The 22,625-nt window shown below is 34.7% G+C and carries 27 protein-coding genes; 1 reads left to right on the top strand and 26 read right to left on the bottom strand.

The features are described 5' to 3' along the window. Nucleotides 1-113: 113 nt before the first annotated feature. The 10 genes from ccsB to CAO17_RS06240 form a co-directional block, all read right to left on the bottom strand. Nucleotides 114-1,301: a c-type cytochrome biogenesis protein CcsB gene (gene ccsB, locus CAO17_RS06285; protein ID WP_085991995.1), complete on the bottom strand. Its 1,188-nt coding sequence runs from the start codon at nt 1,299-1,301 to the stop codon at nt 114-116. A gap of 45 nt (nt 1,302-1,346) precedes the next feature. Further along, nucleotides 1,347-2,990, bottom strand: coding sequence for a cytochrome c biogenesis protein ResB (resB, locus tag CAO17_RS06280; protein ID WP_085991994.1), 1,644 nt, complete (start codon nt 2,988-2,990; stop codon nt 1,347-1,349). Nucleotides 2,991-3,027: 37 nt separating this feature from the next. Next, nucleotides 3,028-3,600 (bottom strand): thiol-disulfide oxidoreductase ResA, encoded by a 573-nt coding sequence (gene resA, locus CAO17_RS06275; RefSeq protein WP_085991993.1) that lies wholly within the window; start codon nt 3,598-3,600, stop codon nt 3,028-3,030. Nucleotides 3,601-3,654: 54 nt separating this feature from the next. Next, nucleotides 3,655-4,386 carry a pseudouridine synthase gene (locus CAO17_RS06270; protein ID WP_179152016.1) on the bottom strand — a complete coding sequence of 244 codons (732 nt, stop codon included), beginning with the start codon at nt 4,384-4,386 and terminating at the stop codon, nt 3,655-3,657. An 87-nt stretch (nt 4,387-4,473) separates the two neighbouring features. Then, nucleotides 4,474-5,004: a spore maturation protein gene (locus tag CAO17_RS06265; protein ID WP_085991991.1), complete on the bottom strand. Its 531-nt coding sequence runs from the start codon at nt 5,002-5,004 to the stop codon at nt 4,474-4,476. Continuing rightward, nucleotides 5,004-5,591: a nucleoside recognition domain-containing protein gene (locus CAO17_RS06260; protein WP_085991990.1), complete on the bottom strand. Its 588-nt coding sequence runs from the start codon at nt 5,589-5,591 to the stop codon at nt 5,004-5,006. Before CAO17_RS06260 ends, CAO17_RS06265 begins: the two co-directional genes overlap by 1 nt. Continuing rightward, nucleotides 5,584-6,693: a D-alanyl-D-alanine carboxypeptidase family protein gene (locus CAO17_RS06255; RefSeq protein WP_085994417.1), complete on the bottom strand. Its 1,110-nt coding sequence runs from the start codon at nt 6,691-6,693 to the stop codon at nt 5,584-5,586. The genes CAO17_RS06260 and CAO17_RS06255 overlap by 8 nt, the downstream gene beginning before the upstream one ends. A 120-nt stretch (nt 6,694-6,813) precedes the next feature. Then, nucleotides 6,814-7,677, bottom strand: a complete 864-nt coding sequence (locus CAO17_RS06250) for a superoxide dismutase (protein ID WP_085991989.1) — start codon at nt 7,675-7,677, stop codon at nt 6,814-6,816. Nucleotides 7,678-8,160: 483 nt separating this feature from the next. Next, on the bottom strand, nt 8,161-8,742 hold the full coding sequence (gene scpB, locus CAO17_RS06245; protein ID WP_085991988.1) for an SMC-Scp complex subunit ScpB: 582 nt from the start codon (nt 8,740-8,742) through the stop codon (nt 8,161-8,163). Between the two features lie 2 nt (nt 8,743-8,744). Continuing rightward, nucleotides 8,745-9,488, bottom strand: a complete 744-nt coding sequence (locus CAO17_RS06240) for a segregation/condensation protein A (protein WP_085991987.1) — start codon at nt 9,486-9,488, stop codon at nt 8,745-8,747. Nucleotides 9,489-9,937: 449 nt separating this feature from the next. On the opposite strand from CAO17_RS06240, the gene CAO17_RS06235 reads away from it, so the two are divergent. Next, a complete protein-coding gene (locus CAO17_RS06235) occupies nt 9,938-10,021 on the top strand; it encodes a YjcZ family sporulation protein (RefSeq protein WP_060668722.1) in 84 nt (27 codons plus the stop codon). Between the two features lie 54 nt (nt 10,022-10,075). Here the strand turns inward: CAO17_RS06235 and CAO17_RS06230 are convergent, their stop codons facing one another. The 16 genes from CAO17_RS06230 to spoIIM form a co-directional block, all read right to left on the bottom strand. Beyond that, nucleotides 10,076-10,459, bottom strand: a complete 384-nt coding sequence (locus CAO17_RS06230; protein ID WP_085991986.1) for a GNAT family N-acetyltransferase — start codon at nt 10,457-10,459, stop codon at nt 10,076-10,078. 177 nt (nt 10,460-10,636) lie between these two features. Beyond that, nucleotides 10,637-11,083, bottom strand: a complete 447-nt coding sequence (locus CAO17_RS06225) for a M50 family metallopeptidase (protein ID WP_085991985.1) — start codon at nt 11,081-11,083, stop codon at nt 10,637-10,639. 30 nt (nt 11,084-11,113) lie between these two features. After that, on the bottom strand, nt 11,114-11,551 hold the full coding sequence (locus CAO17_RS06220) for a peptidylprolyl isomerase (RefSeq protein ID WP_085991984.1): 438 nt from the start codon (nt 11,549-11,551) through the stop codon (nt 11,114-11,116). 85 nt (nt 11,552-11,636) lie between these two features. Then, nucleotides 11,637-12,944: a diaminopimelate decarboxylase gene (lysA, locus tag CAO17_RS06215; RefSeq protein WP_085991983.1), complete on the bottom strand. Its 1,308-nt coding sequence runs from the start codon at nt 12,942-12,944 to the stop codon at nt 11,637-11,639. Nucleotides 12,945-13,120: 176 nt separating this feature from the next. Beyond that, the gene (locus CAO17_RS06210) at nt 13,121-14,602 is read right to left on the bottom strand and encodes a spore germination protein (RefSeq protein ID WP_281252919.1); all 1,482 of its coding nucleotides are present in this window, start codon (nt 14,600-14,602) and stop codon (nt 13,121-13,123) included. A 20-nt stretch (nt 14,603-14,622) separates the two neighbouring features. Beyond that, a complete protein-coding gene (locus tag CAO17_RS06205) occupies nt 14,623-15,054 on the bottom strand; it encodes a stage V sporulation protein AB (RefSeq protein ID WP_085991982.1) in 432 nt (143 codons plus the stop codon). Then, nucleotides 15,032-15,664: a stage V sporulation protein AA gene (locus CAO17_RS06200; protein ID WP_425435867.1), complete on the bottom strand. Its 633-nt coding sequence runs from the start codon at nt 15,662-15,664 to the stop codon at nt 15,032-15,034. Before CAO17_RS06200 ends, CAO17_RS06205 begins: the two co-directional genes overlap by 23 nt. Before the next feature lie 125 nt (nt 15,665-15,789). Further along, nucleotides 15,790-16,548, bottom strand: a complete 759-nt coding sequence (sigF, locus tag CAO17_RS06195; RefSeq protein ID WP_085991980.1) for an RNA polymerase sporulation sigma factor SigF — start codon at nt 16,546-16,548, stop codon at nt 15,790-15,792. Nucleotides 16,549-16,558: 10 nt separating this feature from the next. After that, a complete protein-coding gene (spoIIAB, locus tag CAO17_RS06190; protein ID WP_085991979.1) occupies nt 16,559-16,999 on the bottom strand; it encodes an anti-sigma F factor in 441 nt (146 codons plus the stop codon). After that, the gene (gene spoIIAA, locus CAO17_RS06185) at nt 16,996-17,349 is read right to left on the bottom strand and encodes an anti-sigma F factor antagonist (RefSeq protein ID WP_085991978.1); all 354 of its coding nucleotides are present in this window, start codon (nt 17,347-17,349) and stop codon (nt 16,996-16,998) included. Before spoIIAA ends, spoIIAB begins: the two co-directional genes overlap by 4 nt. 108 nt (nt 17,350-17,457) lie before the next feature. Next, on the bottom strand, nt 17,458-18,633 hold the full coding sequence (locus tag CAO17_RS06180) for a D-alanyl-D-alanine carboxypeptidase family protein (RefSeq protein ID WP_085991977.1): 1,176 nt from the start codon (nt 18,631-18,633) through the stop codon (nt 17,458-17,460). Between the two features lie 191 nt (nt 18,634-18,824). Further along, on the bottom strand, nt 18,825-20,003 hold the full coding sequence (deoB, locus tag CAO17_RS06175; protein ID WP_085991976.1) for a phosphopentomutase: 1,179 nt from the start codon (nt 20,001-20,003) through the stop codon (nt 18,825-18,827). A gap of 88 nt (nt 20,004-20,091) precedes the next feature. Next, on the bottom strand, nt 20,092-20,985 hold the full coding sequence (gene xerD, locus CAO17_RS06170) for a site-specific tyrosine recombinase XerD (RefSeq protein ID WP_085991975.1): 894 nt from the start codon (nt 20,983-20,985) through the stop codon (nt 20,092-20,094). A gap of 2 nt (nt 20,986-20,987) precedes the next feature. Then, nucleotides 20,988-21,194: a YqzK family protein gene (locus CAO17_RS06165; protein ID WP_085991974.1), complete on the bottom strand. Its 207-nt coding sequence runs from the start codon at nt 21,192-21,194 to the stop codon at nt 20,988-20,990. 180 nt (nt 21,195-21,374) lie between these two features. Beyond that, nucleotides 21,375-21,833: a ferric iron uptake transcriptional regulator gene (gene fur, locus CAO17_RS06160; RefSeq protein ID WP_085991973.1), complete on the bottom strand. Its 459-nt coding sequence runs from the start codon at nt 21,831-21,833 to the stop codon at nt 21,375-21,377. A 105-nt stretch (nt 21,834-21,938) separates the two neighbouring features. Further along, nucleotides 21,939-22,580, bottom strand: a complete 642-nt coding sequence (gene spoIIM, locus CAO17_RS06155; protein WP_085991972.1) for a stage II sporulation protein M — start codon at nt 22,578-22,580, stop codon at nt 21,939-21,941. Between the last annotated feature and the right edge of the window lie 45 nt (nt 22,581-22,625).

Here is a 22,625-nt window from a genome sequence, read left to right as displayed (position 1 = left end):
AAGACGAGGTAAGAGTTTACTCTTATAACCCCGTCTACTAATATTAACTCCGTCAATAACCTAACAAGAAGATTAATGAACGAAATGGCACCTCTTCCACGTTTATGTTTTCGTTAAGCGTAAGAATGTAACCCCGCTAATACAAGGTTAACTACAATTAAATTGAACATGATGATTCCAAATCCAATAACAGCTAACCATGCCGACTTTTCTCCATGCCATCCTCTTGAAAGGCGCAAATGTAAATAAGCAGCATAGAACAACCAAGTAACTAAAGCCCATACTTCTTTTGGATCCCAGCCCCAAAATCTGCCCCAAGCAATTTCCGCCCATATTGCAGCAAAGATTAAGCCACCTAATGTAAAAACTGGAAATCCGATAGTGACAGAACGATATTCAATTTCATCAAGTAAGTCAGCTTTAACATTACGGAGTAAAGGTTGCAAAGCAGCCCCTACTCGTTTTCTAATAACTAATCGGGTAAAAAGATAGATAATGGTCCCTGAAATAAATGACCATATAACAGTATTAAACTTTCTCCCAGCATCTTCTCCTTGAAACCAACTAGGAGTTTCAAATAATGGTTTCATAACTCCATCTGTCATCAATGTTCCATCAGTTGGAGCAGCTATAGCAGGTAGATGGTATTCAGTTGTGATTGTTTGGGTCCCCGATTGATATTCGAATACTGCATTATAGTTTGCTATATTAAATCCTGTTGTAATAACAACGAATCCAATAAATACGAATAATATGTAAAGGACAAATTCTAGCCAACTTGTTTTTTTGCTGCGTACAGTTTGATCAATCTGCTTGATAAGATACATTAAACCTACCACAAAGCTAATCCCTAGAATACCTTGTGCTATTGCCACCGTTGTAACATGGATATATAACCAGTGACTTTGCAGTGAAGGTACAAGTGGTGCTATTTCAGTAGGAAACATACTTCCGTAAGCAATGATAATCATTGCAATCGGTAAAGCAAATAATCCTAGAAAGCTTAGCTTGTAATACGCATAAAGTATAATAAAGCCAAGAACAAGTGCCATACCTAAGAACGTTAGAAATTCAAACATATTACTAACAGGGGCATGTCCACTCACAATCCATCTCGTAATAAAATAGACAAGTTGAGAAAGTAATCCGATAACCGTTAATACCATTCCTATTGTTGCTGCTTTCCCTTTTTTACTGTCTGTCCGTTTATCTCTAATTGTTGCTCCAAAGAAAAAGGTTGCAATTAAATAGAGTACAAACGCTGTATACAGCGCTGTACTACTAATATTTAATAAATCCATAAACAAATCCTCCTTGTTTGTCCCGACCATGCCAGTATATCCGCATTATTTCTCTTTTTCATCTAATTCCTGCTGATCTTCTACCATATTGAGATTAGTATTTTCTATTACATTTTCAATATCTTTCTTGATACCAAACCAATTCTTATTTGTATGTGCAGCCATTAGCACATTCCCATCTTTCGTTCGGTTAATCCATATTCTACGGTGCTGCCAGTACATTCCTTGAATAACCCCTATCATAAAGATAGTAGCTCCAATCCCAAAAAAAGGTAATGAACGATCATATTTAAATGTTAAACCACTAACATCATGCATTTCAAAATCTTGAATACCTAGTTTGTAATCATTTTCACCTGTAGCATCAATATTTCTACCTATACCAAGGAAGCTTACTTCCGGTGTGTCACTGCCGGGAGGATATACAAAAAACACAAAAGCAGGGTTCCTTGGGAAATTCGTTTCAGAAGCAGGAATACCGTTATCATCTAGATAATAATCCGGATAATACTGGTCTAACACTACTTTAAATCCATTGTCTAAAACAAATTCTGATTCTGGTTCTCTTAAATCTACAGTAAAGGTACCTAAAGATTCCTCACTTTCATCCTCTGTTTCATGGATTTTAAACGTCATATTCGAGAATTCATTTAATTGATATCCAGATTGAACCAGTTCATACCCATCAAATTCCAATGGTTGATTCATACGAATAGAATCTTCCACAATTGGTTCCAATTCTGGCTCAGCTCCTGGTATTGGCCTCTCAGCTTTATAAACAACTACATTAGTTTGGAAGTTACTAGCTACCATTCCTTCTTGGGCTATTGCTTCTTTAAATCTCTCATCATCATGTGTTTCCAAAATGAAATCCTTGTTTTCGACGTAATATTCACCTTCCGACCCCGGGAGTACCATAGTATCCCCTTCCCGAACCCAAACATACTCCTCCATATAAAATAGTGGTGTACTTCTTAAAATGGCAGCTAAAAGAATAATAATCAGTCCAATGTGGTTAACGTAAGGTCCCCATCTCGAAAATCTGCCTTTTTCTGCTAAAATATGTCCATTTTCCTCTGTAAGTTTATAACGTCTTGCTTTTAGTTTTGACTTAATTTCCTCTATTTCATCGTCTGTTACTTTTTCGGTTTCACTGTATAACCTTTGTCTACTTAAAAAGGATTTATGTTTCTTAGGCTTTTGATGTTTCAAAGCTCTATACAATGGAACAAATCTATCCAAGCTACAAATTACTAACGATACACCTATTAGACCAATTAAAATCAAATACCATAACGAAGAATATAAGTTATGAAAACCAAATTGATAAAATATACGACCAAAGATTCCATATTGCTCCTGATAAAAGACAGCCGGATCACGATTTGGGGCATTAGCTGGTATGTACATCTCTTGAGGAAGGATTGTTCCAATCATGGAAGCAATTAAAGCTAAAACAATTAACCATACCCCTACCTTAACGGAGGAGAAAAAACTCCAAATTCTATCAATTAGTGATTTATTATAAGTTTTTGAACGTCGGGCAGTTCCGTCATAGCGCATATTCAATAGTTTTTTATCCTGATTCCCATCAATATGCTGGTTCCCTTCAATTGGTTTACCGCAAGATTCGCATAACACAGTACCTAACGGATTCACATGCCCACAATCGCATTTTATTTCTTTCATGTTATCCCCTCACAGTTGTATCAAAATTTCGAGCATATCATTTTGGTAAGATATTTTTAAGTGATTCTTCCAGCCTTTCTAATGTAAGGGCACCATTAACAACCTCCTCAATCTCCCCTTCTGGATTTATGAAAAAGGTACTCGGAATAGGACCAACCTTATATAAATCCATCACTTCCCCTGTCGTATCATGTGGAACAGGAAATGTTAAATTATATTTATCAATAAAATTATGGATTACTAATTCTGTATTATCTAGACTAACGGCAACGATTTCAATTCCTTTCTCCTTATACTCAGGATATAAGGATTGCATATATGGCATTTCTGCTTCACATGGCTTACACCAAGTCCCCCAGAAATTCAGCATAACTCCTTTTCCTCTTAGATCAGAAAGCCGGATGGTTTCTAATTCGTTATTATTATTAACCTGAGTTAATTGAAAGTCTGGTGCCATATCCCCTTCACGGTAAATTGAATTATCCGCTTGTGAATTAGAAACAACGGCGAAAATAATTGCCCCAACTAATATAGCTAATATGGCAGAACGATATATTAATCGATTTCTTTTTTTCTTTCTCTTAGAAATTTTAGCCTTTTCTATCTTCATTTCGTCACACTCCTTTACCAATTATATCATGTTAAAAAATACCAAATATGACGATTATTTAACAATTTTCTGTCCTTGATTATACATCTGTTTGACTTCTTTTGGTGTTAATGGACGATATTCACCAGGTTTAAGACCATCTAATGTTAATAATCCATATCGTTCTCGTTTTAGTTTTGCAACAGGAAATCCTAAACCCTCCATCATTCTTCTTACATGTCTATTTTTTCCCTCATGTAATGTTAATTCTAAAATAGTAGTACCCGCTTTTCTATCTTGAGATAAAACCCGGTAACGTACTGCCTTTAAAACATCTTCTCCCGACTTAATTCCTTTTTTAAGCTTTGCTAAGTCAGATTTTGTAGGTAATCCTTTGATCTTAGCAACATAAATCTTATCCATCTTATACCTTGGATGCATTAGTAAATTAGCAAATTCTCCATCATTTGTTAACAATAAAATTCCAGAGGTATCATAATCCAACCTTCCTACTGGAAATACTCTCTCCTCTACCTCTTCACCTAGTATATCTGTTACCACTTTTCGTCCTTTATCATCTTTTACACTTGAAATTACACCACGAGGTTTATACATTAGATAGTGAACAGGTTCTTCCTTTTCTAGTGGGACTCCATTCACTTCCACTTTATCATCCCTTGACACTTTGGTTCCTAAAGTTGTAATGACTTTTCCATTAACCTTCACTTTACCGTCAGTAATTAGTGTTTCTGCTTTCCTTCTTGATGTAACACCACTTTGTGCTATTACTTTCTGAAGTCTTTCCAAGTTGTTTGTCATTTTTATCACCATACTCTAATTTATTTTTATACATAAATAATAGCGTTAACATATTGTTAACGCTACTTATTAGCTTTACCCAAATACAAGGGTAACAATTATGATTGATGCAATTATACCAACTAAATCTGCTAATAGTCCAACCTTTACTGCATATCTCATCCTTTTTATTCCTACTGCCCCAAAATAAACAGTTAAAATGTATAATGTAGTATCTGTACTACCCTGCATGGTTGAAGCGAGTCTACCAATAAATGAGTCCGGACCATGTGTTGCAATTAATTCTGACATAACACCAAGGGCTGCATTTCCTGATATAGGCCTAACCAGTGCTAATGGAATAATGTCAGGTGGTACTCCAATCCATGTTAGAAATGGTGATATAAAATTAATAAAGGCTTCTAAAGCACCGGAACTTCTTAAAATGGAGATAGAAACAAGCATACCAACTAAAAAAGGAAGTAAAGAAAATGCCATTTTAACACCTTCTTTTCCTCCTTCCACAAATAACTCATACGCTGGTATTCTTTTCCATACTGCAGTCAATAGGACAATTAATAAAAACGAGGGGATAATCCAAGTGCTTAATGCAGTAATTATTCCCATTAATCCTTCCTCCTAAGACTTCGATAATAGAAAAAACGATCAATTAATAGTGCAAAAACTAATGATGTGCCCGTAGCTATTATGGTTGTCCCAACAATTTCTGTAGGAGAAGCAGAATCATATTGCATTCGTATAGAAATGACAGTTGTCGGAATGATCGTTATACCTGCAGTATTTATAGCTAGAAATGTAATCATGGACCTAGAAGCGGTATCTGAACCACTCAATTCCTTCATCTGCTCCATCGCTTTAATTCCTAAAGGTGTTGCAGCATTACCAAGTCCAAAAATGTTTGCTGTGAAATTAGATAAAATATAACCGAGTGCAGGATGATCTTTAGGTATGTCAGGGAAAATCCTTATGACTATAGGACGTAACATACGAGTCAATATTCTTAAAATTCCGGCCTCTTCAGCGATTTTCATAATCCCTAACCAAAATACTAGAATACTTATTAATCCTATTGATAGTTTAACAGCCTCATCAGCACTTTCGAATAACGCTTTATTTACTTCATCTATTGTTCCATTAAGCATTGCAAAAACAATCCCTACAATTGCCATAAACGCCCAAATTAAATTAACCATATTCTGACATCCCTATTAATTTTTTATAGAATAAAAGCATATCATCGATAAAACTATTGGTATCCCCATTGGATTTATCTGCATAAATTGGTGTTTCAAATATTTTTTTATCTGCTAAATAATATTCTGTTTTTCCAATAATGGATGACTCTGTTCCTTCAAAATCTTTTAAAATAAAATTCTTTAAAGTTAAATTACCTTGTTCCTCTTCTGTAAGTGGGTAACGTATTGTTTCTCGAACATATCCAATTATAGATTCATCAAGATTGATTAAATTAAACTTTACTTTTCCTTCTTCATTAATAGACTCCATGTTATAATTCTCAAACGCCCAATTAAACAAAGACATATGATCTTTCCAATCATCAGGTGCATTTAAAGTAACGACTATTAAATCCATTCCACCTTTACTAGCAGTACTCACAAGAGTTCTTCCTGTCTTTTTAGTAAAGCCCGTTTTACCACCTGTACTATATTCATAGTATTGTGTTAAAAGTTTATTCTTATTTTTCCAACTATATGTTCTATCATCTGATTTATACATTTTCGTACCAGTAATTTCTCGAAACTTTTCATTTTCCATTGCATAACGTGTAAGCAGAGCCATATCATAGGCACTAGAATAATGATTGTCCGAATCAAGCCCATGAGGATTATCAAAATGTGTATTCGTCATGCCTAACCACTCGGCCTTTTCATTCATCATAAACACAAAGCCCTCCTCACTCCCGCCTACATGTTCGGCTATAGCTACTGCAGCATCATTTCCAGACCTTAGCATTAGACCATACACAAGATCTTCAATCTTCATTTTTTCCCCTTGCTCTAAATAAATAGATGAACCTTCTGCATTGATGGCATTTCTACTTGCTGTTGCCTTTTCATCCATCTTCCCTGATTCAATCGCAATAATAGCAGTCATTATTTTTGTAATACTAGCAATTGACTCTTCATCATAAGCATTTTTCTCAAACAATACTCGACCTGTTGATTGCTCAATTAGTACCGCGTTATTTGCAGATACTCCAGGTGCAGCTTGTCCATTTGAAGGGGATAAAAATAGAGAAAATATTAGTAATACGATTAAAAAAACATATCTCATTTTCATTTTCTGCTGTCCTCCCACAGATATGGTGTCTTTATATAATATGCAAGATTATATGCTATATGAGCATTTTCTATACCACACCATATCTAGAGAGAACCTTAGATTGCTAAATATTTAATATTTTTCCCACTTCACTTGCTTTGCCATTAGAAAACGCTGATTAGCGTTTTCCCAATTCACAACATTCCACCAATTTTTTACATATTTCTCTTTATCTGTTTGGTATTGTAGATAGTATGCATGCTCCCACATATCGAGCACAAGTAAAGGTATGGTATCTGCAATTTGAAAGAGTTGATGCTTTTCAAAGGATTGTATGCCTAGCTTAGCCATTCTAGGACTCCACACTAATACTGCCCAACCAACTCCCTCTACAGATGTAGCGGCTTTTGTAAATAAGTTTTTAAATTTTTGATAGGATCCAAAGTCTTGATTTATTTGATTCCTCAGTTCCTTTATGGGATGTTTCGTAGAATCAGGTGTCATATTATTCCAGAAGATGGTATGCAGATAATGGCCAGAACCATGAAAAGCCTGTTCTCTTAACCAATGTTTTAAAAGATTATTTTCACCATTCTTCACATATATTTCTTTCTCAGCCTTATTCAATCCATCAACATAGGATTGATGATGATTATCATGATGTAATCGCATAATCTCCTTACTAATATAAGGTTCTAATGCATCATAAGAATATGGTAGTGGCGGCAGTTGATGCTTGCCATAAGAAACACTTTCATTATTATAATTATGCATCAACCCATCATTAATCTTTTTCCCTTTATTCTGTAGAATCCTTAATTCACTGTCAGTTACGTTATTTTTATTTAAACAGTTTTTTATTTCTTCCTGAAATACTACAATTTGCTCCATCCAACGAGATTGTTCATTTTCTGTTAACTCTGTTAAATAAATGGACTCCTTTACTGCCTCTCCCCATTCATCTAATTGCTTTAGATAGTTTAGTTGAGTTTCCATTACTACACCCCCTTTTCGTAGCATATGCCTATCAAAAGCGATTGTGATTGCAAAAACGAACCCCTAATATTGCTACTTCATCTTACATAAAAAAACCTTGCATCATTTTAGATACAAGGTTTCTTGATACTTTTTTCCCTTCTATTTTGTAGTTCTACATTCGCAATAGATGGGGTTTGGGTCGTAACTCGATTTCTGCATTTGTTGATTTTCGCTCCGGAAGTAGTGCACATTAGGGTACTGCTTCAGCTTCCGTAATATCCACTGCTTTGAAGTCTTTTGACACTTTCTATTCCCTCACAATAAGTAAGAATTCGTCAGCGTCACATGTTTTCAAGGAGTCTATACCCTCCATTCCAATCAACCATCATAATACTTGTATAGCACAAAATTAATGGTGTGTAATTCCGGAGCGTATTTTACTTCACATAATACACATTGTGTGAGTCTACTAAAAAGCTGCCACTTAGGAAAATCCATATTCTATTCTAACTCATCATTAAACCTTTCAAAAAAAAGGTCGGCTTCTTGATTAATATCTTCTGGTTCGTCTGTATCTGGTAGCGGTGGTAGTTCATCTAGTGAGGTTAAACCAAAATAAGTTAGAAATTCTTTACTCGTTCCAAACAAAATTGGTTTTCCAACACTTTCTTTTCTACCAACTTCTTCAATGAGTGACCTTGTGACTAATGTCTGAATAGGTCGATCACTTTTTACACCTCTTATGTCCTCAATTTCTGTTTTAGTGATAGGCTGCCTATAAGCAATTATAGCTAACGTCTCTAGTGCAGCCTGTGACATTCTACTTGATTGAGGAACTTCAAGTAGTTTTTTATAATAATCACTGTGTTCCGGTTTGGTAGTTAAATGTAGTACTTCATTGGATGACATTATCATAATGCCACGATCTCTACGTTCATACTCATATTTTAATTCTTCAAGCAAGTGATCAACAGTCTCTTTTGATATACCTAAAACTTTTTGGAGCTGTTTAACAGTGATTCCTTCATCACCGCTTGCGAAAAGTAAACCTTCTATGATTGCCTTTAACTCTGCGACTTCCACGATTATTCCTCCATACTAAATACATACAATGTGTCAAAATGATGTTCTTGTTTACAGTAAACCTCACGATCCTTCATTAACTCCAATAAGGCAATAAAGGTAATAACAATATGCGTTCGTGAAGGATATGGAAATAGTTGATCAAAAGCGATACCTTTTTTTGCTTTCCTTACCATTTTCAAAACATCTGTCATTCGCTGTTCAATTGGAATTTCTGTACGGCTAACCTTTGTATCAAGTGGTTCATTCCACTTTTTCCTTTCAAACATCTTACCAAGTGCATTTAACATATCGTAAACAGATACTTCACCAGGTACCATTGTATTTTTTTGTTTTTGATGCAGTTCTTTAAATACAGTTGGTGACCGGGTAAAAATCTGATTTGCTTTTTCCTCTCTTGCTTTAAGTTTACTTGCTGCTTCTTTATATTTCCTGTATTCAATCAATCTACCCATTAATTCTTCTCTTGGGTCTTCCTGATATTCTTCTGCTTCTTCATCAGCTAAGTCTTGTTTTGGCAATAACATTTGACTTTTAATTGCAACAAGTGTCGAAGCCATAACAAGATATTCACTGGCAATATTTAATTCTAGACGTTTCATTGTATGAATGTAATCTAAGTATTGTTTTGTAAGCTCGGCCATCGGTATATCGTAAATATCGATTTCAAATTTATTAATTAAGTGGAGTAATAAATCAAGCGGACCTTCAAAAGCATCTAATTTAACCTGATAGGCTTGATTCATTGAATTTCTTCCTCTCTTTATCACGTGATTTACTGGCAGACGAGAAAAACACCACGTCCAGAGACTGCGGTTACTCGTCCCACCGAAAGCCTTTGCGGCGTTGTTGGCACTAGCATTTCCTAGATGTCGTAAGCTCCTTAACGAGAAGGTTTCAAGATATTCAAGAAATTTAATTTGGGGCAAAAAGCCAGCAAACTCCTGATACGTTTGAACCTACAGAACGTAAGTCACAAACGATTTGCCACGTGATGTGCCGTTTTTGGTCTTTGTTCCTTCGCATCAATGGGGATTAAAACACACCCCCGTTGATTGAGGCTTCACTTTTTTTGCAAATCATCTATATTGTAACATTCGCCTATACACCATGATGAATGCTTACATAGGTTATTAACGTAAGATAAATGTTACCATAAAACATTTATTCAAAGAAGAAAAAGGAGGAATTCTTTATGAGTCATGGATATAGCGGAGGATTTGCGTTAATTGTAGTGTTGTTCATTCTTTTAATTATCGTTGGTGCTGCTTGGTTCTAAGATCATATAAACAAAGCTTTACCATTTAAAAGCCAGCCCTTCAATTAGGGCTGGCTATTTTTTATTACTGTTTTCATTTTGATCATGTTTCGAGTTACATTTTTGGTAAAATTCCTGTACTTCCTCACTTGCATTAACAGTATATTTATCCTGGTATTGTCGATTTATTTCATTTATCATTTTCTTGCCAATCCCCATATTTCGGTGAGACGGATTAACGGAAACATGCTGAATTACAACATCAACATTGTCTTCTATTCTGACACCAATTGCCCCTAGTACATCATCTTCTTTCCACAAAAAAAGATGCCAATCAGGATTGGTCTCGTATTCCTTAATTGTCTGCTGCAATTTTTTTACGTCTTTTTTTTCATCGGGCATAAAAGACAGTAATCCCATTGCAATCTTCTCCATATTCTTTTTAAAACGAATTAACATAAAGACCCCTCTTAATATAAGACTATTAGAATAACTCTTCTGGATAAAACAGCGAGTTCTAACTTCTTAATAGAAGTATATATATATTTATACATTATTTATCATGTTTGTCAAATAACGATATATAAAAGCAACCAGTTTAGAAAAATAGTATAACCAGTTCTAGTTAATTTATACTTATTGACGACATATTCGTTTAAAGATAATATAACCATCCGTATATTTATCCTTCAACTTAATAGGTAGGAGATTAACAATCATCAGCCATAAATTAAACCAAATTGCTAGTTCAATATACAACGAAGGTCCCATTCTATAAAACAGAATTAATAGAATAGCTATTATGCCATTTGCTAGAGGTCCCAACAATGTAAGAATAATTACATCTTTCGTTTTATAGGATGGGCTTTTTTCACTAATTGTAAGCCCACCCATGAAGTAGAATAAATGTACAATGATCTGAAAATTCTGATCACCAAGGGTTACTAATCTTTTTCCTTGGCCAATGGACAATTGAATGAAATCTGCCCCCCTAGTTCTTGCACCTATTGCATGCCCTATTTCATGAAAAAATATACTAAAAGGAGCAACAATAAAAATTAAATATAGTAAAAGATAAATCATCCAATTAATTTCCTTATGTAAAGATGGAAATTATGCTGAATATACCCTTACTTCCTTCATTACATCGCCATTTTTCATTGCCTTAGCATGTTCAATCCCTGATGTTACTTGACCAAATACAGTATGAACACCATCTAGATGTGGTTGTGATTCATGAACAATAAAAAATTGGCAACTTCCAGTATCTCTACCTGCGTGAGCCATTGATAATGATCCCTCTTGATGCTTATGAGGATTATTATCTGTTTCACATTTTATCGTATATCCAGCATTTCCAGTTCCATTTCCAACTGGGCAGCCACCTTGACTAACAAATCCCGGAATAACACGGTGGAAGGTTAAACCATCATAAAAGTTTTCATTTGCTAATTTTTCAAAGTTCTCAACTGTTCCTGGTGCTTCCTCTGGAAATAAATCAAATTCAATTTTATTTCCATTTTCCATTAAAATATATCCTTTTTTCGCCATACTAATTTCTCCTTTTGTAACGTTTTAAAATCATATTTATTTTATCATTTCATCGTTTTAATTCATAGTATTGTTACTTTATGAATCACTCATATGACAAATCGTTTCGTGTTACGTCTTTGTAAGTTTCCCGTTTGACAACTATTCTATCAATCCCATTCTCTACAAAGACGACAGCAGGATTAGGAATACGGTTGTAATGGCTTGCCATGGAATATCCGTATGCCCCTGTTGAAAAAACGGCTAAGATATCTCCGTGTTCTAACTCAGGAACAGGTAAATCCCAAATTAACATATCCCCTGACTCACAAGCCTTTCCTGCTATAGATGCTTCATTCTTTAGTGGTTTATTTACTTTATTAGCTATAACAGCTTCATACTTTGCATGATACAATGCTGGTCTAATATTATCTGTCATTCCCCCATCAACGGAGACGTAATTTCGAATACCTGGAATTTCCTTCATTGCACCTACCGTATATAATGTGATTCCTGCATTCCCAACGATAGACCTTCCTGGTTCAATCCAAACCTCTGGCATAGGTATGCCTAATACGTTTGCTTGCTGTTTAACTATTTCAATTAAACTTTCAACATATACGTGATGTGGCAGTGGCTTATCCTCTTTTGTATAACGAATTCCAAATCCGCCACCAAGGTTTAGTACTTTGGGAATATAATTATAGTTCTCCTTCCATTTCGCAAGCTCCTTAAAGAGCATACTAGTAGCTACTTTAAACCCTTCCGTCTCAAAAATCTGTGATCCAATATGACAATGAAGCCCTTTAAGTTGAATAAATTCGCTCTCATGCATTTGTTTAAATCCTTGCTCTGCTTGTCCATTTTGCAGATCAAAACCAAACTTTGAATCTTCATTTCCAGTCATTATATATTCGTGTGTATGTGATTCAACGCCAGGTGTAACACGCATAAGCACATCCATTGATTTATTATATTGCTGAGCTACATTATCGATTAACTCAATATCATGAAAATTGTCTACAACAATACATCCTATATTATACTCAAAAGCCATCGCAATCTCATTTCGGCTCTTATTATTACCGTGTAAGTGAATTCTATTTGTAGGAAAATCCGCTTGTAATGCAGTATATAATTCTCCTTCTGATACAACATCCAAACATAAACCTTCTTGTTTTGCCACTTGCAACATAGCAATCGAAGAAAATGCCTTACTTGCGTATGCAACCTTAGCAGATACGCCCAACTTTTCAAATGTTTCGACAAATGATCGAGCGTTCTCTCTAATTATTGACACATCATATACATATAGTGGTGTTCCATATTTTTCCGCTAACTTTATCGTATCTAACCCACCTATTTCCAAATGCCCATTCTTATTGACAGGAAACGGATGATTTTCAATAATCATATAAATTCCCCCGATTTTTCTAATAAAATGAATAAAAATACTTTACCATACAGTAGATAAAAACGAAAGAGCTAACATAATGTTAGCTCTAATATTATTACATCAAAATAAAGTGAATCTTCTATCAGTGGGGCTATTACTGTCCCTAACTTGCGAAAATAAATAGCCTGTCCGGATTACGATTTAGATTTAGGTTGTCTATAATTATTTTTCGGATGAACAATGCTAGGTCTAGTATTTGCATATGGAATCGGTATGCGAAATAGTATATGAAGCATTGCTTTAGGGTTAAACGGGATAAAGGGCCATAGATAGGGTGTTTTGAGAGACTTTAACTGAACTAAGTAGAGTATATGAATGAGAAAACCAATTACTAAACCCTTTAGCCCGAAAAAACCTACCGCTATGATTAAGATGATATTCGTTAACTTATTCGCTACACTCAACTCGTAACTTGGTGTTACATAGGAGCCGATTGCACTAATTGAAACATATAAAATGACTTCGGGACTAAGCATACCAACATCAATGGCAATTTGACCAATTAGTACAGCCGCAATTAAACCCATCGAAGTGGACAACGGGGTTGGTGTATGAATTGCGGCCATTCGCAAAAATTCAATCCCTAACTCTGCTAAAACTATCTGAACCATAATAGGAATGTTGCCTTCCTCATTGGGACCGATATAAGATAAATCTTTAGGCAGCATCGTTGGATCTAGAACAAACAACAACCAAAGTGGTAATAAATACATGGATACAAATACACCCAAAAACCGAATGAACCTTACAAATGTTCCAACTGATGGTGCTTGTCTAAACTCCTCTGCATGTTGCATGTGGTGAAAAAACGTGGTCGGTAATATGATGGTACTAGGTGAAGTATCAACCATAATGATAACATGACCTTCTAACAAATGACTTGCAGCCACATCTGGTCTTTCTGTATATCTCACTAACGGGTAATGATTCCATTTTCTTTCGATAAAGAATTCGTCAACAGTTTTATCCGCCATGGCTACTCCATCAACTTCAATTTCTTCAATTTTTTGTTTGATCACTTCAACAAGTCCCTCATCGGCAACATCCTGTAAATAACTAACACATACATCTGTTTTAGAACGTTCACCGACCTTTAACATTTCAAGACGTAGACGCTCATCACGTAGACGTCTTCTTGTTAAAGCGGTATTCTCTATAATATTTTCAGTAAAACCGTCTCTAGAACCACGGATAACTTTTTCTGTGTCCGGTTCCTGTGGCGCTCTTCCGGGATAACTTCTTACATCAATAATATATGCTTTTTTTCCCCCGTCTACAAAAACAGCAACTAATCCAGACAATATCTGGTCAACCACTTCATCCATCGTTTCTACAGGGGTGACTTGTTGATGTACTAAACGGTTCTCAATAATTTCTGGTAGTTTTCTCATATTACTTTCGAAATCATTGATTTCAATTAATTTGTCCATTAATTCCTGAATAAATGCAGTATCACATAGACCTGTAACATAATATAATTGTACTTTTTTCTTAAGTATAACTAGTTCTCGAAATCCCGCGTCAAAAGAAACATCAAGTCCTACTTTTTGCTCCATATACTTTTGGTTCTTCGTTATATTTGTTGAAACAGGTACTTTATTATTTGTTTTCGCCAAAATGTTTCACTCCATTTTCATTACAGCTTAACGAATATGGTCCATTGAAACAAGGACCCAAAAATTTTCCCGAATGTTATTGCCATTAGTAAAATAAGAAGACTTCTTTCTAATCGAATTCTTCTTGTTAAAATAGGATAAACATTAAGTACCTCTGTTAAGGCAGCCGCGAGCATTCCATTAAAAATACCATGGAATAACCCCCATATTGTCAATAAAAATACAGGCTGATGCAAGTTTACATCTGCAAATGAGAGATATGTGCCAAACAATAATCCAATGATGATACTAGCAGTATATACCTTGACCAATTTATAAGTCTTACTTAACTGAATTAACCTTGGAATTATACCCAAAACAGTAATAAATGCAACAAAGCCACCACCCACAGCAAGACCTCCACTAAATCCGATAACTATTTGAAAGAGTTTATGAAGAATGATTTCTATCATTAAACTTGTTTTCATGGTGATTTAAATAATTATCGAGGTCTTGTTGATAGTTAAAAATTTCTACTTCTAAAGGGCTAGGCTCTTCATTAAATCGCTTATTAAACCAGTGGTTAAAAAAAACAAGTGTTCCAAGTCCTAATCCAATGGAATATGGTACCTGAATCCATAATGGGTATTCATTTTCCTTACCTGTCAAAAGAAGATGCAGTTTTTGTTGTACCTCCTGCATGCTTACATCGTAATGAAAATTCATTATTGTCATCGCAGTCCCTATAAACAAAAGTAACCATACACAAGCAACTATCAAGATGGGGGTAGATGATTTTTTTGAAATTACTCTTACAATGGTTTGGCTCGGACCGATAAGTTGTAATTCAATTGAATGATAAACCCTATTCAAATGCTCTATAATCAACATACTGTCAATAACTACAAGGTTTTTATCCTTGTTGGTGATACGATAAATTGGTGTTTTCTCTAATTTACGTTTTAGCTTAGAATCCGAACTCGATATATGGGCGATATCTTCCAAGAGAAGCTCACGCATTTGTTGGATATTTACATTCTTTTTCATGCGTAAGTATACGAGGTTTGTCACAGGCCATCCCATCCTTATCATGTTACTGTAAGCTTAGTATGAACCAAGACGATAATTTTTATCAGTTTTACTGAAAAACCATAATAAAAAAAAAGACATCATCAACCATGTTGATGATGTCTTTTGAATTGGTTTCATTATAGATCCATATTACCTTTCATCTCTTTTAATATTTTCTTCTCAAGTCTAGAAACTTGAACCTGTGAGATACCTAATCTATCGGCAACTTCTGTCTGAGTTTGGTCCTTGTAATAACGTAAATATATAATTAGCCTTTCTCTTTCACTTAAATTTTTAATTGCTTCTTGCAACGTTAATTTATCAAACCATTTAGTATCTTGATCAGCTATCTGGTCCAATAATGTAATCGGATCTCCGTCATTTTCAAAGACTGTTTCATGAATTGAATGCGGTGATTTCGCTGCCTCTTGAGCATGTACAACTTCCTCTGGTGTTATTTCAAGTTCTTCCGCAATTTCATTAATGGTTGGAGACCTTCCTAATTCTTTCGTTAGTTCATCTTTCTTTTTTCGAATTTTATTGCCCACTTCTTTTAATGAGCGACTTACCTTCACACTGCCATCATCTCTAATAAAACGTTGTATTTCACCAATAATCATTGGGACAGCATATGTGGAAAACCTGACATCATAAGATAAATCGAACTTGTCAATGGACTTAATTAATCCAATACTGCCTATTTGGAATAGGTCATCTGGGTCATATCCTCGATTGATAAAACGCTGAACTACAGACCAAACAAGGCGAATATTTTTTTCCACCAAAATATCACGAGCATCCTTATTTCCTTGTTGACTCTGATAAATATATTCTTTCACCTGTTCATCTGTTAAAGTCTCTTCACCCTTATTATTATTTTTTACATTAACATTCATTGGCACATTCCTAATTATAAACCGTATTTGAATTTACAAGTTGCTTCTTCATACATAACGTTGTACCTTCAGAAGGAGAAGAAGTGACCTTAACAGAATCCATAAAATTCTCGATGATGGTAAAGCCCATTCCGGATCGCTCAAGTTCAGGTTTGGAAGTATATAGTGGTTGTCGCGCTTGATCAATGTCACCAATCCCAATTCCATTATCTTTAATGGTTAATTCGATTTCTCCGTTATCGATTACACATTTAATCATAATCTTATGATCAGGTTCATTATTATAACCATGAATAATTGCATTTGTTACAGCTTCAGATACTACTGTTTTAATTTCCGTTAATTCGTCCATTGTCGGATCTAATTGAGTAATAAAGGAACCTACTGTCACTCTAGCAAAAGCTTCATTCTCACTTATACTTGAAAACTCAACTACCATTTCATTTTTCATGAAGCCACCCCCAAAGTTTCTAACGCAAATGCTTCATTTGATTCTAAACGAACAATTTTAAATAAACCCGACATTTCAAACAAACGTTTGATTGATGGAGAAATGGAACATACTACCATCTCTCCACCAAGCTGTAATACTTCTTTATACCTTCCTAAAATAACCCCTAAACCAGAACTATCCATAAAATCTATATTTTCTAGGTTTAGAATGACATGCTTTATTGGATTGGTATACATCATATCCTTCCATTTATCACGTAAGCTTTCTGCTTCATGGTGATCCAATTCGCCAGAAAGTCTAACGATTAATACATCTTCTTTTACATCAAATTCTGATTGAAGCCCCATTAACTATCTCCTCCTCACATTCTTCTTTATATTCTTTTCTTTATCATTAGGGCCAATTCCTGCAAAGCGACAAAAGAAGTACTTTTTCGCCGAAACTAGAAGATGTTATTAATATTTCGCCATTTCTCGCAGCGTGCGCTTCAGTAATGTAAAATAAGAAGCTTCCTTAACATCACTCATGACAGTCAGTGGAACCTCGGATACTTTTTCATCCCCATTTTTCACCGTTAATACTCCTACTTGATCTCCTTTTTTAATTGGCAATACTAAATCCGAATTCATGCTAATTTCTGTTGATACCTTATCAGTTGACTCTCCTTTATTATGTAATGTACTAACGGACTCAGATACAACTACATCCACTGATTGTTTATCTGCTTTTAATAGTTCTAAGGTAGAAACCTTTTCGTCTTTTTCAAATAGTTGATTGGTTTCATACTGATTAAAGGCATAGTCTAACATATTGGAGATTGTTGCATTTCTTTCCTTGGTTGTCTCAGCTCCCATAACAACTGCTACAACTCGCATATCATTTTTTTCTGCAGTTGCAGTAAGGCAATATTTGGCTTCATTGGTAAAACCAGTTTTTAATCCATCTACACCAGGATAAAATCTTACTAATTTATTCGTGTTAACTAACCAAAATTCATTCTCCTGGCCTTTTCTTAAATAATCTTCATAAATAGAGGTATAGTTGGTAATATCCTCATATTTTAACAACTCTTTCGCAATCATAGCCATATCATATGCTGTACTATAATGGTCATCAACAGGCAGGCCAGTTGAATTTTCGAACTTTGTATTTTCCAACCCAAGTTCTTTCACTTTTTCATTCATCTTTTTAACAAAAGCTTCCTCACTACCTTCTAACCTTTCTGCCAAAGCAACACTGGCATCATTACCTGAAGCTACAGCAATCCCCTTTAGTAAATCATCTACCGACATTTCTTCTCCTGCTTCGAGAAATATTTGGGAACCACCCATGGATGCTGCTCGTTCACTAATACGAATCATTTCATCCTTTTTGAGTTCCCCCTGATCAATAGCTTCCATAATTAACAAAAGAGTCATAAGCTTTGTCATACTAGCAGGTGGAAGCTTCTCATGGGCATTCTTATTATATAGGATAGATCCAGTATCTCTTTCTATTAAAATTCCTGATTTTGCATCGGGAGCTAAATTGACGGAACCACTCTCCCCGTCCCTCTTTTCTTCCCCAAATACTGGAGTTGTGACCAACAAAAATGAAAATAGGATGCTAACCAATACAATAAATTTTTTCATCATTTTACCTCCAACAATCAATATACATTTATTTTTTCCATGTTGAATAGGAAATATACTCTATAAAACATTTATCTTTTTTTGCAATTACCTTTGCATTTAATATAAAATTGAAAGAAAATTTTAGATAACACCCTTCTTAGTATAACTAATAAAAAAGCACAGAAAACTTCTGTGCTTTTTGAAAAATATTAATTAATATCGTGAAGAAAGCTGGTTCCGTAATCAGGCATCTTCACTTGAAAATTATCGGCAATGGTTGCCCCAACATCAGCAAACGTTTTTCTGATTGGAAGCTCTTTCCCCTCTTTCATATTTTGATGATGAACGAGTAGTGGAACGAATTCACGTGTATGATCTGTTCCGTGATGAACGGGATCATTTCCATGATCGGCAGTTATCATTAACAAATCATCCTCTTTAAGTAAACCTAATACTTCAGGCAATCTCCTATCATATTCTTCTAGTGCTTTTCCATACCCTTCTGGATCCCGACGATGCCCATATTTAGCATCAAAGTCAACCAAATTTAAAAAGCTGATGCCTCTAAATTCATTCTTTAAGGATTCTACTAATTTAGTCATTCCATCATCATTGTCTACCGTGCGAACTGCCTTGGTTACCCCTTCACCATCATAAATATCTGAGATTTTCCCTAAAGCAATGACATCATAATTACTATCTTTTAATTCATTCATTACCGTCCTACCAAAAGGTTTAAGTGCGTAATCATGTCGATTTGACGTCCGTTCAAATGCTCCAGGTTCACCAATGAATGGTCTTGCAATGACACGACCTACCATATATTTTTCATCTAACGTTAATTCCCGTGCATATTCACAAATTTGGTATTGTTCTTCAATTGGAATAACTTCTTCATGTGCAGCTATTTGTAAAACAGAATCGGCTGACGTATATACAATTAACGCCCCCGTTTCTATATGTTCCTTACCAAGTTCCTCAATTATTGCCGTTCCTGATGCTGGTTTATTCCCAATAACCTTTCTTCCTGTTTTTTCTTCTAACCGGTTAATTAATTCAGGAGGAAATCCATCTGGGAAAGTTTGAAAAGGTTGTTTAATGTTTAACCCCATAATTTCCCAATGACCAGTCATTGTGTCTTTACCATTAGAAGCCTCTTGCATTTTTGTATAATGGGCTTTTGGTATCTTTGCTTTTTCAATACCTTTAATCTTACGAATATTACTTAATCCGAGTTCTCCCATATTCGGCATATGAAGTCCATTCATATGTTCAGCAATATGTCCGAGTGTATCCGCACCTAAATCATTGAATTCACTAGCATCTGGTGCCTCACCAATACCAACAGAATCCATTACTATTAAAAAAATTCGGTTAAATTTAGCCATAACAAAACCTCCTAACAATACTATATTCCCGAAATTACACAAGAATATGTATGACTTAGTATTAATGTTTAGGAGGTTAACGAACATCCTATGCCCTTGGATGGTATGCATTATACATGTCTTTTAATCTAGCTTTCGTAACATGTGTATATATTTGTGTTGTAGAAATATCCTCATGCCCTAGCATTTCTTGTACAATTCTTAAATCGGCTCCATTCTCTAGCAAGTGTGTAGCAAAAGAATGTCTTAATGTATGAGGAGTTACTGTTTTTTTAATTCCAGTATCACTGGTAACTTTCTTTAAGATTTTCCAAAAGCCTTGCCTAGATAATGGCCTACCATGTTGGTTAACAAATAATATCTTTGTATCATTTTGTTTGACAAGCTTTCTTCTCACCTGTTGTACATATCGTTCCACTGCTTTAATCGCAACATCTCCAATTGGAACAATTCGTTCTTTTGAACCCTTACCAAAGCATTGAACAAATCCCATATTCAAATGTAAATCACTTACTTTAAGGGTAATGAGCTCACTAACCCGTAGGCCTGTTGCGTACATTAGTTCAAGCATTGCCTTATTTCGAACATCTAGCGGACTATTTGTTGAAATCGATAATAGAGCTTCAATCTCATTCGAAGACAATATATCAGGAAGTTTTCTATCTCTTTTAGGTTTTTCGATATGTAAACTGGGATCTTCTGTAACAAGCTGCTCTCTTACTAAAAATTGGTGAAAGGAACGGATAGTGGAAATATGTCTCGAAATAGTTGCAGTGGATTTCCCCTTATCTTTTAAAGAATATAAGAAGCTCATTATATCATTCCGAGTTACTGTTTTCCACGAAGCTTTATCCATTTCCTTGTTTATATAGCGAACATAATCTTTAATATCTCGTCGGTATGATTTCAATGTATTCTCAGATAATCCTTTTTCAATTTGTAAAAAATGAAAGTAATCTTCAATTTCATCGGTAATTAGCATGGTTATTCTCCTAATCGAAAAAATAGATTCATCCTATCCACAATACTTTCATCAGAATTAAATACTTTCACGGATGGCCCTTCAGGTTGATCGTACCTGTGATAATTTTCATATTCAGCATGCATCATCTTTAATCCAAAGTAAAATAAGCATGTACAAATAGAAAAAATCACAAATACCTTCAATGTATCCCAGATTAACTGTTTCATAGGGCATATCTCCTCTTTCAAATAGTGAATTCCTACTTTAAAGATATGCCAAAAAATATTGATATTATACATATAGAGTAGTAGATTTTTTAAAATTCGTTTAAAATATATTCTCTGTAGTAGTTAAATCCAAAATAAATAGCCCTTTTTCTAATGGAAAAAAGGCATCCCCCAGTCCATCTAATCATTCACCTTTACCGTTGCTTTCTGACATTCCTTACATACACCATGAAAGGTTAATCGATGGTCTTTCACTTGGAATCCCCAATCTTTTTGAACAATTTTTTCTACATCTTCTAACAAATCATTCTCAATTTCTTCAACGGAACCACATTCAATACATACTAGATGATGATGAAAATGCTTAGCCCCTTCTTTACGTAAATCATAGCGAGAAACACCATCACCAAAGTTTATCTTATCAACGATTTTCAACTCCGATAACAATTCCAATGTTCGGTATACGGTGGCTAAGCCAATTTCAGGTGCCTTCTCCTTTACTAATAAATATACATCTTCTGCGCTAAGATGATCTTCCTCACGTTCAAGTAAAACACGGACGGTAGCTTCTCTTTGTGGTGTTAACTTATAGCTATGTGAATGTAGTTGTTTTTTTATTCGATCAATCCGATGTTCCATAACAAGTCGCTCCCCTCGTACCATCCTCTTTATTATATGCACCGATAAATAAACTGTCAAAAATATTATTACATTGTATTAATACTAATTATAATGTAATTTTTACTATTGATAAAAGGATTTGATTAATGCCTCCATCGAACTATTAGCAACATAGGCTTCTATGCCTGATGCTAATAATGCTGCAACCAAAAGCATTAAAAAGATTAGCATATACTGACCAAAGGGTTGAAATATCGGCCCTGAAGGTCGTCTTGAAAATAATTTATTCAATAAGGTTAGGGAGAAAATCATCGATAATGTACCGGCAATAATATAAATTGGTATAATTAGGATATTTTGAGGAGCAATTGATAAGGACGCTAATAATAACCCTTTCCATCCTAGTTGATTAACCATAAATCCAACTGAAAATCCTACAACCAATCCTTTAGCATACAGTAATACCCATACAATTGGCAAGCCAATGACAGACAGCCCTAGTAAAAATAGTAGAATCAAATATTTCGTATGATAAAAGAAACTTTCTTTCAAAACCAAGACATTATCTATCGATTGGCCATCAACCATTTGCTTAAAAAAACGCTCTAAGTAAAAAAACAAATCCTGCTTTTGGACAAAATTCATACTATTTACAATTACTGCCCCAAAGATAATACCAGTTAAAAATAAGATGATCATAAATAAATAGATGGTTGCATGGTCCTTTATATGATTCGTTATCAATGTTTTATTATGATTATACATCGGAATCCTCCATTTCAAAAGATGATACGTATATTAAAAACTATG

It is taken from the genome of Oceanobacillus senegalensis, assembly GCF_900176885.1.
Taxonomy (GTDB): Bacteria; Bacillota; Bacilli; order Bacillales; family Amphibacillaceae; genus Oceanobacillus; species Oceanobacillus senegalensis.
The sequence above is the reverse complement of the archived record's forward strand: the minus strand, read 5'-3'. Positions and strand labels throughout refer to the sequence as shown.